Raw genomic sequence first — 13,646 nt, 5'->3', positions numbered from 1 at the left:
CAGCGGCCGGGAAGGAGGCAATTCTCCGGTTTGGGGACAAAATCGACCATAAGTCACGGTAATGAGACCACGGCTCGAGTCAGTCGAGCAAGTTGCTAGCGAAGTGTGCTAAAGCGCGATGAGCGACCACGATTACCGCGGCGGGCCGAAAGTCGCCCGACTCTCGACGTGACGGCCGGCTAAGGCTCAACGACGTCCGGTGTCGCTTTCACCGGTGGCGCCGGCATCCCGGCGGCGGCTTCGCCACAGCTCCAGGAAGAGGGGGATCAACGACACAACGACGATGACCGCGATGATCGGCAGCAGGTACTGGTCGATACCGGGGACGCTCGCGCCCAAGAGGTAACCCGCGAGCGTCACGCCGATCGACCACAGGAGGCCACCGAGCACCTGCCACAGCGTGAACGTCGGGGCCGGGACAGCCAAAATTCCCGCCATCGGATTGAGCACCGTCCGCACCACCGGAATGAACCGGGCCAGGACGATCGCCTTCGCGTAGCCGTAGCGGCCGAGCAGCTCTTCGGCGCGCTCGACCCCGCGGTGCAGGTGCGGATTCCGGACCCGCGCCAGCAGCGGCCGGCCGCCCCGGCGACCGAGCACGAAACCGGCCTGCGCGCCGCTGAGCGCACCCGCCACCGCGGCGATCAACACGACCGGCAACGACAGGTGCACGACGGCGGTGGCGCTCGTCGTGCAGAACAGCCCGGCGGTGAACAGCAGCGAATCACCGGGCAAGAAGAACCCGATCAACAGACCAGTCTCGGCGAACAGGACCAGGAAAACGCCCGCCGCGCCGAGATCGGCCAGCCAAGATGTCGCACTCAGGGGGTTCACGTCGATTACCACCGACCTCTCCAGGACAACCCTGCCAAAACTATTTTTACACGAGTGTAGTAGTCGCTCGACGGGCCGACGTCCGCCCGGTCACGCCGACAGGCGAGCAAGACCCTCTTCCCATCAAGACTTTTACCTACCGCAAACCTTGCTCTTGCCTAGTTCTCACCTTCGTCCACTCCGGACAGAAAGGTTTGGCTTCTCTTTGAGGGGGGCTTCCCTGGGTTACGGTCAGCGGGCCCCCGGTCTCGACACTTCAGGAGCACGCATGTCGCCCGCCCAGATCGCCCTGCTCGGCGCCGTCTCGGGGTTGACGATCTTCCTCGGCCTTCCGCTCGGCCGGCTGCGGGCGGAGCTGCCGCGCACGAAGACGCTCCTCAACGGCACCGCCACCGGCATCCTGATCTTCCTGCTCTGGGATGTCCTCGCGCACGCGTGGGAACCGGTCGACACCGGGCTGAGCAAAGGGGAAATCGGCTCTGTGCTGCTGAACGGCGCGGTCTTGGCGGTCACGTTCGGTGTCGGCCTGCTCAGCCTGGTCCACTTCGAGCAGGCCGCCGGCCGCACTGCGTCCCGACGGCGGGCCTTCGGTCCCGGCGCCGCCGCGGTCGGCGAACTCAGCGCGCCGGCCGTGCGCACCCCGGGCGCCCGGCTGGCCATGACGATCGCGGTCGGCATCGGGCTGCACAACTTCGCCGAGGGCCTCGCCATCGGCAATTCGGCCGCTGCGGGCGAACTGAGCCTGGCCGTGCTGCTGGTGATCGGGTTCGGCCTGCACAACGCCACCGAGGGCTTCGGCATCGTCGCCCCGCTGACCGGTAGCCGGCCGTCCTGGGGTTACCTCGCGTTGCTCGGCCTGATCGGCGGCGGCCCCACCTTCCTGGGCACCCTCGTCGGCCAGGCCTTCGTCAACGACACCGTCTCGATCGCGTTCCTCGGCCTGGCCGCCGGATCGATCCTGTACGTCGTGATCGAACTGCTTTCGGTGGCCCGCAAAGCCAACCTCAAGACCATCACCACGTGGGGCCTGTTCCTCGGCTTGTTCCTCGGTTTCGCCACTGACGCGGTCATCACCGCCGCCGGGGCGTGAGCCTCAGCTGACACGCTCGGCCGTTCCGACCAGCCTGGACAACCGTCCGTCACGAGCCCGGACGACGAGCGTGGTCAGAGGCCGCCGCAGCAGGAGACCACAACAGGCAATCGCCGCCCCAAGGACCACGGCAGCGAGGACGTCGTGCGGGTAGTGCGCCCCCAGATACACCCGCGAGAAGGCAACGAGCCCAGCCAAGACGAGAGCGAGCAAGCCAACCCGCCAAGCGACCAACAGCAGCCCGACCGCGGCCGAAACGGCGAACACCACGTGGTTGCTCGGGAACGAGTAGTCCGTGGCGAAGTCACACGGCGCAACGGTCGGCACGGCCGGATAGCGCAGACACGGCCGCGGCTCCTGGACCAGGACTTTCACCAGGTTGCTCAGACCGTAGGCCAGCAGGACCGCCAGCGGGACCCACAACGCCGCCGCCATGGTCTCGGCCGGCTTGCCGCGCGCCCGCCACCAGACCACCGCGGCGAGCACGGCAAGCAGACCCAACCCGGCGTCGGTGTAGATCTCGAAGAAACCGTGCAACCACGGCGTCGATCGGGCAAATCCGACCACATCGAGGTACCAGCCACCGTCGATGACTCCGCCGTCCATCCGAACGCCCCCTTTCCGCTACCCAGCGTTCACCCTCCACTTCTACACGAGTGTAGATTGACGGGTGACGGCCGGGCAGAAATGAGGGCGGCATGATCGAGGCACGTGGAGTGTCCAAGCGCTACGGCGAGAAGACTGCGGTGGACGACCTGACGTTCACGGTGAAACCCGGGGTGGTGACCGGCTTTTTGGGTCCGAACGGGGCCGGGAAGTCCACCACGATCCGGATGATCATGGGCCTGGACGCCCCGACGGCCGGCTCGGTCACTGTCAACGGCAACGCCTACCACCAGCACCCCGCGCCCCTGCACGAAGTCGGCGCGCTGCTCGAGGCCAAAGCCGTCCACACCGGACGGTCGGCCTACAACCACCTCCTCGCGCTCGCACTCACCACCGGCATCCCCCGGCGCCGCGTCGACGAAGTCATCGACCTGGTGGGCCTCCACGACGTCGCCCGCAAACGCGTCGGCGGGTTCTCCCTCGGCATGGGCCAGCGACTCGGCGTCGCCGCCGCACTGCTCGGCGACCCGGCCACCCTCGTACTCGACGAACCGGTCAACGGCCTGGACCCCCAAGGCATCCTGTGGATCCGCACCCTGCTACGTGGGCTGGCAGCCGAAGGCCGCACGGTGTTCGTGTCCTCCCATTTGATGAGCGAAATGGCACTGACCGCCGAACACCTCATCGTCATCGGCAAGGGAAAGCTCATCGCCGACACCTCCGTCGAGGAGTTCGTCCGACGCGCCTCCAGCGAAGTCGTTCGCGTCCGCACCCCCGACGCCGACCGACTGCAGGACCTGCTGACCGGCCCCGGCATCGGCGTCACGAGCGTGCAGCCCGGCCTGCTCGAGGTCACCGGCCTCGACGGCGCCGAAATCGGCCGCATCGCCTGCCGCGAAGCCATCCCCCTCGAAGAGCTCACACCGGTGCAAGCCTCCCTCGAACAAGCATTCATGGAACTCACCGACGACGCCCTGGAATACCGAGTCACCCCCGCCGCGGAAAGGCACGCGTCATGACGACGACCCTCCCCACGACCAGCGGGACCGCGCCCACCCCGGCCGCTCCCCTGCCGGACGACTTGAAGGTCACCGGCCTGCGCGTGCTGCGCTCCGAGTGGCTGAAGTTCCGCTCCCTGCGCTCCTCCCCGCTGGCCGTCGCCGTCGCCGTGCTCGGCATGGTCGCGCTCGGCTGGATCTTCTCCGCCGCCGACGCCAACCGCTGGCCGGTCATGCGGCCGCAGGCCAAGCTGCATTTCGACCCCACCGACGTCAGCATCCGCGGCTACGTCCTCGCCCAACTGGTGATCGGCGTGCTGGGTGTGCTCATCGTGTCCGGCGAATACGGCACCGGCATGATCCGGGCCACCTTCTCCGCGGTACCCACCCGGCTGCCCGTGCTGTGGGCGAAGCTGGCGATCTTCGCGGTGGTCTCCTTCGTGGTCGGCACGATCAGCTCGTTCGCCGCGTTCCTCGGCGGCCAGGCGTTCCTCAGCTCCCAGCACATCCAGACGACGCTGGGCGCCCCCGGAGTCTTCCGCGCGGTGTTCGGCGTCGGCCTGTACCTGACGGTCGTGGGCCTGCTCGGCGTCGCGCTCGGCTGGCTGATCCGGCACACCGCCGGGGCGATCGCGACGCTGTTCGGGCTGCTGCTGGTCCTGCCGGGCATCGCGGAAGCCCTGCCCGACAGCTGGGCCCCGCACATCGTGCCCTACCTGCCGAGCAACGCCGGGCAGGCGCTAGTCACCGTCCGCCCGGACGCCGCGATGCTCGCGCCCTGGACCGGGTTCGCCTGGTTCTGCGGGTACGTGGTTGTCGCCCTCGTGGCCGCGGTGGTCCTGCTCAAGCGCCGGGATGCCTGACCAGGGCACCCTCCGCCGGTACGACAGCGGTGTAGATTGACGGCATGCGGAACCGGCGGAAGGACGCCATGCGACGAGCGCCTGGCACCCTCGAGGCCGAGGTACTGGCGGTGCTGTGGAACGCGGAGGAACCCCTCTCCCCCGCCGACGTCCAAGCACAGCTGGAAGACGACCTGGCCTACACGACCGTGGTGACCATCCTCACCCGGCTGCACGACAAAGGCGTGGCCATGCGCGAGAAGCACGGCCGCTCCTTCCGCTACCACGCAGTCGACGACGAGGCCGGGCTCGCCGCCCGGAAGATGACCAAGGTCCTCGACGGCGAGCCCGACCGCGGCAGCGTGCTGGCCCGGTTCGTGACCCAGCTGTCCGAGACGGATGAAGAGGTCCTGCGCGCGCTGCTGCGCGGCGGCACCGGGAGCTGACCGAAGTGGACGCCGACACCCTGGTCCCGTTGCTGCTGCCCCTTCTGGCCTGGCCGGTGTCGCGGTTCGTCGCGCCGCGGCTCCCACCCCGGGTGGCCGGCTGGCTCCTGACCGGCAGCAGCCTCGTGCTGGCCGCGGCCAGCACGAGCGCCCTGCTCCTGCTGGCGTTCGCCGGGCTCTCGCTGATCCCCGCGATCGCTGACGCCGGCCACTGGTCGCCCGAGACACTGCGCAACCTCGACGCCGTCAACGTTCCCGTCTCGATCGCCAGTGGTGTGGTGCTGGTGGTCCTCGGTGGCCGGCTGGTCCGCACCGGCGTCCGCTACCGGCGGTGGGCCCGGCAACTGTCGCAGGAACTGGACGAGCACAGCCGAGACGGCGGGGTGGTCCTCCTGCCCGGGCAGGAACCGGTCGCGTTCTCCGCACCCGGCCGGGGCGGCCGCATCGCGATCTCCAGCGGCATGCTGGCCGCGCTCAGCCCGAAGGAGCGGTGCGCGCTGCTGGCCCACGAGCGCGCCCACCTGCACCTGCGTCACCACCTGTTCCTGATCGCCGTCACGCTGTCCTCGACGCTCAACCCGCTCCTGCGCCCGCTCGGCACCGCCACCGCGTTCGCGCTCGAACGGTGGGCCGACGAGTCCGCCGCCACGCACGTCGGAGACCGCGGCCTGGTCGCGCGGGCCGTCGCGAAAGCCGCGCTCGCCGGCCGCGCGCCCCACGCGTTCGCCCTGGCCGCCACCGGCGGGCCGGTGCCGCGCCGGGTGTCCGCGCTGCTGGCCACCCCGGCGTCCACCAGTCCAGTAGCGATGCTGGGCAGCGCCCTCGTGCTCGGCTTGGCCGCGCTGTCGGCACAGACTGCCCTCGACGGCGCGTCCGACCTGCACGACGGCATCGAGATCGCCCAGGCCGCGGCCCCCGGACAAATCCCGGCCGCCCTGCGGGCGCACCACCACGGCTCAGCCGTCCGAACCTCTGGGTGGCACACCCGCTGACCCGTCAGCTCACCCCGGGCAGCACCCGCGTGCCCTCCTCCCGGACCGCGTCCAGGGCCCGAGAATTCAGCCCCAGCAGACGCAGGATCGTCGGCGCGATCTGGGTCGTGGCCACCGATGCCCCGATCGTCCGCGCCTCGTGGCCGGGGCCGGTGACGACCAGCGGCACCTCGCGGTCGTCGGGCGCGACCCCGCCGTGTTCAGCGATCTTCTTCGTTCCGCCGGTGTACACGACACCAGGGCGGGTGATCCCGAACAGGTCGGGGACACGGTCGTCGCCGGGCCGGACCCCGAAGTAGTGCGCGGCGTCCGCGCCCGCGTACACCGTCTGCAGGCCGGATCGCGTGAACGCCTTGGGCGCACCGGCGATGTCCATACCGGTTCCGTTCTGCGCCAGCAGGTACTGCTTCGCGAACTCCGTCGCGGCCGGGGACCGGTCGGTCAGCCACAGCAGCATCGCGTCGTCGTCGGTCGACAGGGCAACCAGGTCGACCGTGCCGGGGTGCCCGGCCCGCCAGGCCGCGTTCAACCCCGCTAGCAGCTTGCCGTCGTCGATGCGGATGAGCGCGGCCGGGTCCATCGGCGACTGGCCGTGCTTGGCGGACAGGATGATCGTCGTGTCCCGATCGAGGTGCCGGCGCCGCAACTCGGTGGTGAACGCGCCGATCCGGGCGTCGACGAAGTCCAGGGCCGCGGCCAGCACGGGCCCGGGCAGCGTGCCGCCCGGGAGGTAGCCGCCGGGCTGCCCGCCCGACGCCGGCAGCTTCTGCGCGGTCGAGACCGACTGGAAGTTGAGCCCGAACACCGCCGGCGTGCCGACGCGGTGGGTGCCGCTGTGGTCGTAGCCGTCGATCTCGTTGAGCACGGCTTGTGCCTTGTAGCCGTCGTAGCGGCGAGTGGCGGCGTTGTCCTTGGTCCAGTCACCGGTAGCGTCCGGCCCGGTGCTGTTGATCTCCGGGGTGAACAGGTCCTGCACTCCGGTGTCCGAAGGCCCGTCGAGGATTTCGTAGGCCGGGTGCTTGTCCGACCACGCCGTGCGCAACCCGGCCTGGCGGGCGACCTCGAACACCGTGTTGACCTTGAGGTAACTGTGCGGCGCGACGGGACGGCAGGTGCGGGGATCGACCGGAAGGCCGGCCTGCTCGATGAGCGTCTGCGGTGATCCGGTCATGCCGAGGATCGAGTCCGGCAGCCCGGCCAGGCCCTGCCCGGCGTCCAGGCGGGCCGGATCGTGGTCGAGATCCTCGGTCAGGTCGACCGCCGCACCGGGCGCGACACCCGCACACGAAGTCGTGCCCGCCGGCAGCAGGGCGTGGTTGTACGTGGAGTCGTAATAGATCCCGGTCGCGGCCGGGTCGCCACCGGTCAGCTGGCCGACCAGGCCCGGGAACGAGTCGGACGGCACCGGCGTGCGCGCCCGGGTGTAGGACGTCCCGCCCGCGACCAGCGCGGCCAGCGCGGATCCGGGGCGCCGGGCGACGTAGGCGGCCAGGTCGGCCTGGTGCAGGCCATCAACCGAGATCAGCAGGACGTGGCGGCCGCCGGAGCGCGGCTCCGACGCCAAGGCGACCGGGACGGCAGTGAGCAGGCCGAGCGCGGCCAGCAGAGCCGGGATGCGCAACCGTTGCGGGGACAAGGCTCCTCCTCGGGTCACCCCGGGCGGGGCGTCTCCGGCATCCCACGCCCCGAACCGGTCCGGGAAGGAACCGCCACCCGAACGTCGGGTGAACAACCCAATCGCCGGCCAGTTATAAGCACACCAAGGAATAACTCGGACCAAATGTCCAATTTGGACATACAGTCGGGTCGGGATATGGGACCGCCGACATCCTCAGTCCCGCTAAGATCTACAATTATGTAGAAATTCTACTGTCTTGTCGTAGAACGGAGTGGATCATGGCGCGCATCGTGATCGTGTCGGCGCCGGGCACGACGGAGCCGCGTACGCGCTGGCTGATCGGCTGACCGGTCACGACGTCGAAGTCCTCGACTTCCTCGACTTGCTACCCCACTCTCTCGGCCGTCGGCTGTGCGACCTGTACCACCGCCAGCTCGAGATGGCGCCGCGTAGCTGGGACTGGACACTCAGCGCGCTCATGCCCCGTGGGCGGCCCAGCTCGCTGGCCGGGCCGCCGGACTCGCCTGCGGACCGCCTTGGGCCCGGACACCTCCCTGGCCGTCTCGACCTACCCGCTGGCCACCCACGCTTTGGCCGCGTTGCGCACCCGTGGCGCGCGGCCGGCGCCGTTCGCGGTGTACTTGACCGACCCGTCGGTGCACCGGCTGTGCGTCAGCGCCGCAGCCGACCTGCACCTCGCCCCCAACACCCACGCCGCGGCCCAGGCCACCGGCCTCGGCGCCCGATCCGTGGCGCAGCCACTCCCCTGGTCGCGGCGCGGTTCCGTCCCCCGACGGGCCCTGGAACGCTCCGGTGCCCGAGCCGCCTATGGCCTGCCGCCGACCGGACACCTGGCTCTCGTGATCGCCCGGTTCCTGGGGTGTCGGGCAGATGCGGGAGACGGCCGAGGACGTCGCAGCGCCGGGTGGCGACCCCGCCCGACACCTCGGCACCGGGGGCACCCTCCTGCTCCACGACAGCGACATCACCACCGGCAACGGCGCCTGGCGCGCCACCCTCAGCGTCCTGCCTGCCGTCATCGCCGACTGCCGTCGCCGTGGCCTCCACCTCGATCCACTGGCGACCGGCGACGCTCAGAGCCAGTCACGCTTCTTGAAGGCGACGTAGAGACCGGCGGACAAGATGACGATCACCAGCGTGGACGTCCAGAACCCCGCGGCCGTCTGGAACCCCGGATAGGGACGTTCTGTCCGTAGAACCCGGTCACCGCGGTCGTGATGGCGATGATCGCGGCCCAGCTGGTGACCTTCTTCATGATCGTGTTGAGGCGGTTGCCCTGGATGTTGAGCTGCGTCTCGCGGATCGTGGTGACCAGGTCCCGCAACGACTCCGTCCACTCGGAGGCACGCAGCACGTGGTCGTAGACGTCCTAGAAGTTCGGCTGCATGTCACCGTAGCGACGTGCAGGTCCCGGCGCATGATCGCGTTGACGACCTCACGCATGGGCAGCACGACCCGCCGCACCTGCACCAGGCTCTTGCGCAGCTCGAAAGACCGGCGTTGCACATCGGTGTAGCGAGGCCGCTCGTCGAACACCAGATCTTCCAGCGCCTCGATCTGCTCGTCCAGCGCCTGCACGCCCGCAAAATGGCCGTCCACGATGTAGTCGAGCAACCCCTGGACCAGGAATCCGACTCCGTTCTTGGCCGGCTCTCCCGCCGCGTCCAGCGAGCCACCACCTGGTCGATGGCGAAGTTCTCGTTCTTGCGCACCGTGACTAGCGCCTGGCCGGTGACGAAGGCCGCGACCTCGGAGACGGTCAACGTTCCCGTCCGGTCGTCGAGCACGGCGGCGTACGCGGTCAGGAAGGCGTGCGAGTCGTACCGGTCAAGTTTGCGCGCTGGTGTTCATGGACGGCGTCCCTCGGCCGCGAGCGCGTGCAGTCCGAGTTCCTCGCTGATCGCCGCGAGGTCCTCTTCCGTCGGACCGCAGAAGTTCAGCCACACCGTCGCGCCAGATCGACGAGGTAGTCCGATACGTCGGCGACCGGGAGCCCTTCGGCTTCCAGCACGCCGTGGCGGTAAACCCGCGTTCGAGACATGCGTCCGCGGCGATCAGTCGTCGGCGCGCATCGCGGGGCGGACCGTCCGGTCCCGCCGCCGGTCTCCTCGATCGATCGGGGATTGACGAGGACCGACCATGAACAATTGCACTCCCGACGCCAGGAATCCGCTCACAGCGGATATTCTTCGGCGACTATCCATCAGTGGTGCTGCGAGGACACTGAGAGAGTTTGTCCTGTCTTGCCTGGACGTGACCGTCAGCCAATCCTGAGCAGGGACTCGACAGCCATGGTCCGCGCCGCCGCCCATCGGAACGCCGGCGCGGACCAAGAACTGTTTACAGGTGATAGAAGTCGCTGTAGTGGTCGGGCGAGTACCAGACCTCGCCGGTGTTCAGGTCGACCACGATCCGGTAGGCGTCCCGGTGCGCCCCACACGTCCGCGGATAGACGTCGTACTCCTGGAACGAGTCACCAGTGGGCAGCTGCCCGTCGTTGTTGTAATAGGTGCCGCCCGCGAAGTTGCACTGCCCGTTCGGCCAGTCGTACCACCCCCGGCTGCCGGGATAGCCGTCGGACTCCCAGATCGAATTGGCCGACCGAGCGGCGGAACAGCCGGAGATGGTGCACGAGTCGTACGTGGACGCGTCCGCCGATGTGGTAACCGCCGAAATGCCAAGCGTCGACACGACCACACCCGCCACCACGCCGAGCTTCTTCACCCATGACCGATGGGAACGTTGCCGAATTTGCACAGATCCTCCTTATGGGAGCTACTGGGGGCCAACCAACCTCGACAAGGTTGGCTTTTCGATCGCTCGCAGACCAGGAAAATCATCGCCAAATGTAAATGAACTTCAGCAGGAAGTCGCCGCCGAGGCGTGAGGAGATCAGGCGAGTCCGACGCCGTAGGCGTTCAGCGCCGCGGTCACCGGCTGGAAGTAGTCGGTGGTGCTGTCGCCGCCGGACACGGTGCCCAGCGCGGTGCTGCCGTCGAACAGGGCGCCGCCGCTGTCGCCGTGGTCGGAGTAGACGTTCGTCTCGATCAGGCCGTAGACGACCTCGCCGTTGCCGTAGTTGACTGTCTGGTCGAGCGCGGTCACCGTGCCGCAGGTCAGTCCGGTGGTGCGGCCGCTCTTGCAGACCTGCTCCCCAACGTAGGCGTCACCGGCGTGGGTGATGGACTGCGCGGTGCCGTCGTAGAGGTCGACCGCGCCGGGGCCGTCCCCGGAGTCGTTGCGGATCAGGCCGTAGTCGGTGCCGGGAAAGCTCGAGTCGACCGACGGACCGATTCCCTGCCAGTACGGTCCGCCCTGAGTGCAGTGCCCGGCGGTGATGATGTACTGCTGTCCACCGCTGGTGACGTTGAACCCGGCCGAGCAGATGATCGAACCGGTGCCGATCTCGTCACCGTCGTAGACCTGCGTCGTCAGCGGCTTGGCCGTGCGCTTGACCCGCACGGCGGAACCGAGCGAGGCGATCGTCTCCCGCAGCTTCGCCATTCCGGCGCCGCGCGCGGCATCGGAAATCGTGACGACAACCTGGTGCGTGGCGGGATCGATGCCCCACGCGGTGTTGGGGACGTCGTGGACGCGGTCGAGGACGGCTTTCGCGGAGGCGAGCGCCGCCGCGTTCGGGGCCGCCGAAGCGGGTGCGCTCAAGGCGAACACGGAAGCCGCGGCGATTCCGGCGGTGAGCAGGATTTTGTGCAGGGATGTGGTCATGAGGCACTCCCGGGTGAACCGGATGGGGACGTCCTCAGCGTCGCTGGAACCCCCCGTGGTCACCACCTACCTCAGTAGGGAAAAGTCAGTGATTTGCCCTCATCGCACGACCGACGTGGCGTCTTCCCAATTCCGAAGAATCGGACGCGATTGGATCGACGGCGAGTCCCGCCCGCGGCGGCGCGGGCCGCGCACGCTCGTCGTGAGCGCACGGCCCGGACGGCGCGTTGTACGTGATGTTCAAGAACTTCAACAACGCGGTGGCGAACGCGGCGGACAACCACAACCAGGTCCTGCTGGCCCCGCTCGGCCGACGGCGGTCAGACCTTCTCGACCCCGGTGTTGGTGGGGAACTACCACGAGCTACCCGACTCTGTGCGACCTACCAGAACGGCCAGGACCCCGGCCGCGCCCGCGTCCGGAAAGGGTCCGTCGGCGAACTCGGTGTTCCGTGCGAGCAACTACCCGGTCGGCGGCGTCGACCCGCGCAACCCGCGCCGGATCCTCGTGACCTACGGCTCCTACATCAACCGCAACTCCAACGAGACCACCGGCTGCACACCGACCGGGTTCAACCCCGCCACCGGCATCAACACCTACACCGGCGTGAAGAACGGCACCTGCAACCACGACATCGTTCTGTCGGCCTCGACGAACGCCGGCGCCTCCTTCGCCGGCGGTAGCTCCGATGTCCGGCAGCTGCCGGTGATCACCAACGCCCCGGGTCAGGCGAGGACCGACCAGTTCTGGCAGGGCGCCGAGTTCAGCCCGGACGGCACCTCGCGGTCAGCTACTACGACCGCCAGTACGGCGCCGACGAGACCACCGGCTTCTCCGACATCACGGTGTCGGCCCGGTTCACCCACACCCGGACGACGTCGAGCAGCATGCCGCCGCCGACCCAGTTCAGCGGCACCTTCTACGGTGACTACGCCGGGATCGCCGTCACCTCCCGCACCGCCTACCCGGTGTGGTCGGACACCCGCCCGCCGGACTTGTTCCTCTGCCCGGCACCGGCACGCCCGGCACCCCGCCGCGCACCTGCCAGGCCGGCGCACCGAACGCGTCGATCGCCAACGACCAGGACACCTACACCACCCGCGTCGGCATCCGCTGACAACGCCCCGCGTGGGTCACCCGCGGCCGCGCAGGTGGCCCACTCGGCGTTCAGGTGATCTGGACTTCGAGCTGCCACTGGCTTTGGGGTGGTCCGTGCGGGTCGCCGGCGAACGCGGCGGTCGTCGCGGTGACCGTGACGTTGCCGCGGCGCAGAGCGGCGCAGGTCGCGGTCGTCGCACCGTCGGCGAGCGGGCGCGCGATGCAGCGCAGGAGCGACTCGTCGGAGCCGGCGGCGCGAGACCGTCCCTGGGATGAAGCCGAGTGGGACTCGGGCCCCGGTCAGCCGATCCTGAGCACGGACTTGGCGGTGGTCCAGTTGTTCAGCATCGCCGTCTGCGCGGCGGACAGGGTGACCTGGTGGGCGCAGACGGCCTTCTTGACGGCGTTCTCGACCGAGTCCTTGCTGTAGGAGTTCGGGCTACCCGAGTGCGGCTCTGGCCACAAGTTGCGCGGGTCCTTCGGCGCGCCACCGAGCTCTAGCGGGAGGAAGTGGTCCTCTTCGTAGTCGGACATGCTCGTGTCGCTGTATCCGTAGTCGATGATGCCCTGCTGCTTCAGCCCGTTGGTGTAGGTCGTGGGCGGGCGGATCGTAGCCGTCCAGCCAGAGACACAGATCGTCGAGCTGATCGTCGACTGGGTCACGTCCGGGTTCTTCACCCCCGGCGTGCAGGACGGGTCCGGCAGCGGCAGATAGGACTGCGAGCACGACGCGGTCGTCGACAGCGGGCCAGCTGCCGTGCCGCCTGAAGCGTAGGCGGGAAGGTCGATCAGGCCGACCGTGACGGCGACAGCGGCGGCGGTCAGGCAGGTACGAAGAACGATGCGGCTCATCCGAGTCCTTTCGCAGAACGGCAGCGAGCCCCAGGCCCGGCTTCCTTGGTGGCCATCACCATGCGCAGCGTCGCGACGCCACCATGACAGTGAAGAAGCCACCAGATGTCCAGGTCACATCTAAACTGTTCACCGAGATGGGTTCGTGCCACGTTGTCCGGAACATCCCGACCTTCGGCGGGTCAGCCGTCACCTTTTTGACCCGTCGGCGAACCTGTTGATCAGACGCCAGACTGAACAGCACGAACGCCTCAGCCCCCGGAGACCGCGCTCCAGGCCGGCCGGTAGTGTAGCCGCGCGTGTCGGGCTCGCTCGCGTTCTTCGACCGATGCGGCAGCCTGAGCGACGGCCTCGGCCAGCCAGGCTGTCGTCGACGGCCGCCGCTGCTGATCAAGTGGGGGGGGTGTCCCTATGTGGTTGTCAAGCCGCAGCGGGCGCGGGGTGTTGGTAGTGGGTGCCGTTGCGGAGCATGGCGTAGAGGACGTCGCAGCGGCGGCGGGCCAGGCAGATCAACGCGGCGTTG

General features: G+C 68.9%; 16 protein-coding genes. 7 read left to right on the top strand and 9 right to left on the bottom strand.

Features of this window, described 5'->3' with window-relative positions:
* Positions 1-186: 186 nt before the first annotated feature.
* Positions 187-846, bottom strand: coding sequence for a DedA family protein (locus ACLJPY_RS39505; RefSeq protein WP_410596082.1), 660 nt, complete (start codon positions 844-846; stop codon positions 187-189).
* Between the two features lie 256 nt (positions 847-1,102).
* Between ACLJPY_RS39505 and ACLJPY_RS39500 the strand changes: the two genes are divergently transcribed.
* On the top strand, positions 1,103-1,924 hold the full coding sequence (locus ACLJPY_RS39500) for a ZIP family metal transporter (protein WP_410596081.1): 822 nt from the start codon (positions 1,103-1,105) through the stop codon (positions 1,922-1,924).
* Between the two features lie 3 nt (positions 1,925-1,927).
* Here ACLJPY_RS39500 and ACLJPY_RS39495 read toward each other — a convergent pair whose 3' ends face one another.
* Positions 1,928-2,530, bottom strand: coding sequence for a phosphatase PAP2 family protein (locus ACLJPY_RS39495; RefSeq protein WP_410596080.1), 603 nt, complete (start codon positions 2,528-2,530; stop codon positions 1,928-1,930).
* Positions 2,531-2,622: 92 nt separating this feature from the next.
* On the opposite strand from ACLJPY_RS39495, the gene ACLJPY_RS39490 reads away from it, so the two are divergent.
* The 4 genes from ACLJPY_RS39490 to ACLJPY_RS39475 are packed head-to-tail and all read left to right on the top strand — an operon-like array spanning position 2,623 to position 5,808.
* Positions 2,623-3,549 carry an ABC transporter ATP-binding protein gene (locus tag ACLJPY_RS39490; RefSeq protein ID WP_410596079.1) on the top strand — a complete coding sequence of 309 codons (927 nt, stop codon included), beginning with the start codon at positions 2,623-2,625 and terminating at the stop codon, positions 3,547-3,549.
* Positions 3,546-4,391, top strand: coding sequence for an ABC transporter permease (locus ACLJPY_RS39485; protein ID WP_410596078.1), 846 nt, complete (start codon positions 3,546-3,548; stop codon positions 4,389-4,391). Before ACLJPY_RS39490 ends, ACLJPY_RS39485 begins: the two co-directional genes overlap by 4 nt.
* A 44-nt stretch (positions 4,392-4,435) precedes the next feature.
* Positions 4,436-4,816, top strand: a complete 381-nt coding sequence (locus tag ACLJPY_RS39480) for a BlaI/MecI/CopY family transcriptional regulator (RefSeq protein ID WP_410596077.1) — start codon at positions 4,436-4,438, stop codon at positions 4,814-4,816.
* A 5-nt stretch (positions 4,817-4,821) separates the two neighbouring features.
* Positions 4,822-5,808, top strand: a complete 987-nt coding sequence (locus ACLJPY_RS39475; RefSeq protein ID WP_410596076.1) for a M48 family metalloprotease — start codon at positions 4,822-4,824, stop codon at positions 5,806-5,808.
* Positions 5,809-5,812: 4 nt separating this feature from the next.
* Here the strand turns inward: ACLJPY_RS39475 and ACLJPY_RS39470 are convergent, their stop codons facing one another.
* The gene (locus ACLJPY_RS39470) at positions 5,813-7,444 is read right to left on the bottom strand and encodes an alkaline phosphatase family protein (RefSeq protein WP_410596075.1); all 1,632 of its coding nucleotides are present in this window, start codon (positions 7,442-7,444) and stop codon (positions 5,813-5,815) included.
* Between the two features lie 873 nt (positions 7,445-8,317).
* On the opposite strand from ACLJPY_RS39470, the gene ACLJPY_RS39465 reads away from it, so the two are divergent.
* Complete coding sequence (locus tag ACLJPY_RS39465; RefSeq protein WP_410596074.1) at positions 8,318-8,554, top strand: hypothetical protein; 237 nt, start codon at positions 8,318-8,320, stop codon at positions 8,552-8,554.
* Between the two features lie 22 nt (positions 8,555-8,576).
* On the opposite strand, the gene ACLJPY_RS39460 is transcribed toward ACLJPY_RS39465, so the two are convergent.
* From ACLJPY_RS39460 to ACLJPY_RS39440, 5 genes are all read right to left on the bottom strand, one after another.
* Positions 8,577-8,801, bottom strand: coding sequence for a CorA family divalent cation transporter (locus tag ACLJPY_RS39460; RefSeq protein ID WP_410596073.1), 225 nt, complete (start codon positions 8,799-8,801; stop codon positions 8,577-8,579).
* Positions 8,699-9,046, bottom strand: a complete 348-nt coding sequence (locus tag ACLJPY_RS39455; protein WP_410596288.1) for a CorA family divalent cation transporter — start codon at positions 9,044-9,046, stop codon at positions 8,699-8,701. The genes ACLJPY_RS39460 and ACLJPY_RS39455 overlap by 103 nt, the downstream gene beginning before the upstream one ends.
* A gap of 741 nt (positions 9,047-9,787) precedes the next feature.
* Positions 9,788-10,171 carry a ribonuclease domain-containing protein gene (locus ACLJPY_RS39450; protein WP_410596072.1) on the bottom strand — a complete coding sequence of 128 codons (384 nt, stop codon included), beginning with the start codon at positions 10,169-10,171 and terminating at the stop codon, positions 9,788-9,790.
* A gap of 168 nt (positions 10,172-10,339) precedes the next feature.
* On the bottom strand, positions 10,340-11,173 hold the full coding sequence (locus ACLJPY_RS39445; RefSeq protein WP_410596071.1) for a S1 family peptidase: 834 nt from the start codon (positions 11,171-11,173) through the stop codon (positions 10,340-10,342).
* A 793-nt stretch (positions 11,174-11,966) separates the two neighbouring features.
* Positions 11,967-12,089 carry a hypothetical protein gene (locus ACLJPY_RS39440; protein ID WP_410596070.1) on the bottom strand — a complete coding sequence of 41 codons (123 nt, stop codon included), beginning with the start codon at positions 12,087-12,089 and terminating at the stop codon, positions 11,967-11,969.
* Positions 12,090-12,143: 54 nt separating this feature from the next.
* Here ACLJPY_RS39440 and ACLJPY_RS39435 point away from each other — a divergent pair, with 54 nt between their 5' ends.
* Positions 12,144-12,290 carry a hypothetical protein gene (locus tag ACLJPY_RS39435; RefSeq protein ID WP_410596069.1) on the top strand — a complete coding sequence of 49 codons (147 nt, stop codon included), beginning with the start codon at positions 12,144-12,146 and terminating at the stop codon, positions 12,288-12,290.
* A gap of 281 nt (positions 12,291-12,571) precedes the next feature.
* Here ACLJPY_RS39435 and ACLJPY_RS39430 read toward each other — a convergent pair whose 3' ends face one another.
* On the bottom strand, positions 12,572-13,123 hold the full coding sequence (locus ACLJPY_RS39430; protein WP_410596068.1) for a hypothetical protein: 552 nt from the start codon (positions 13,121-13,123) through the stop codon (positions 12,572-12,574).
* Between the last annotated feature and the right edge of the window lie 523 nt (positions 13,124-13,646).

The organism is Amycolatopsis sp. lyj-23, assembly GCF_046549135.1.
Taxonomy (GTDB): domain Bacteria; phylum Actinomycetota; class Actinomycetes; order Mycobacteriales; family Pseudonocardiaceae; genus Amycolatopsis.
Note: the sequence above shows the minus strand (reverse complement) of the source record. Positions and strands in the feature narration are given on the sequence as shown.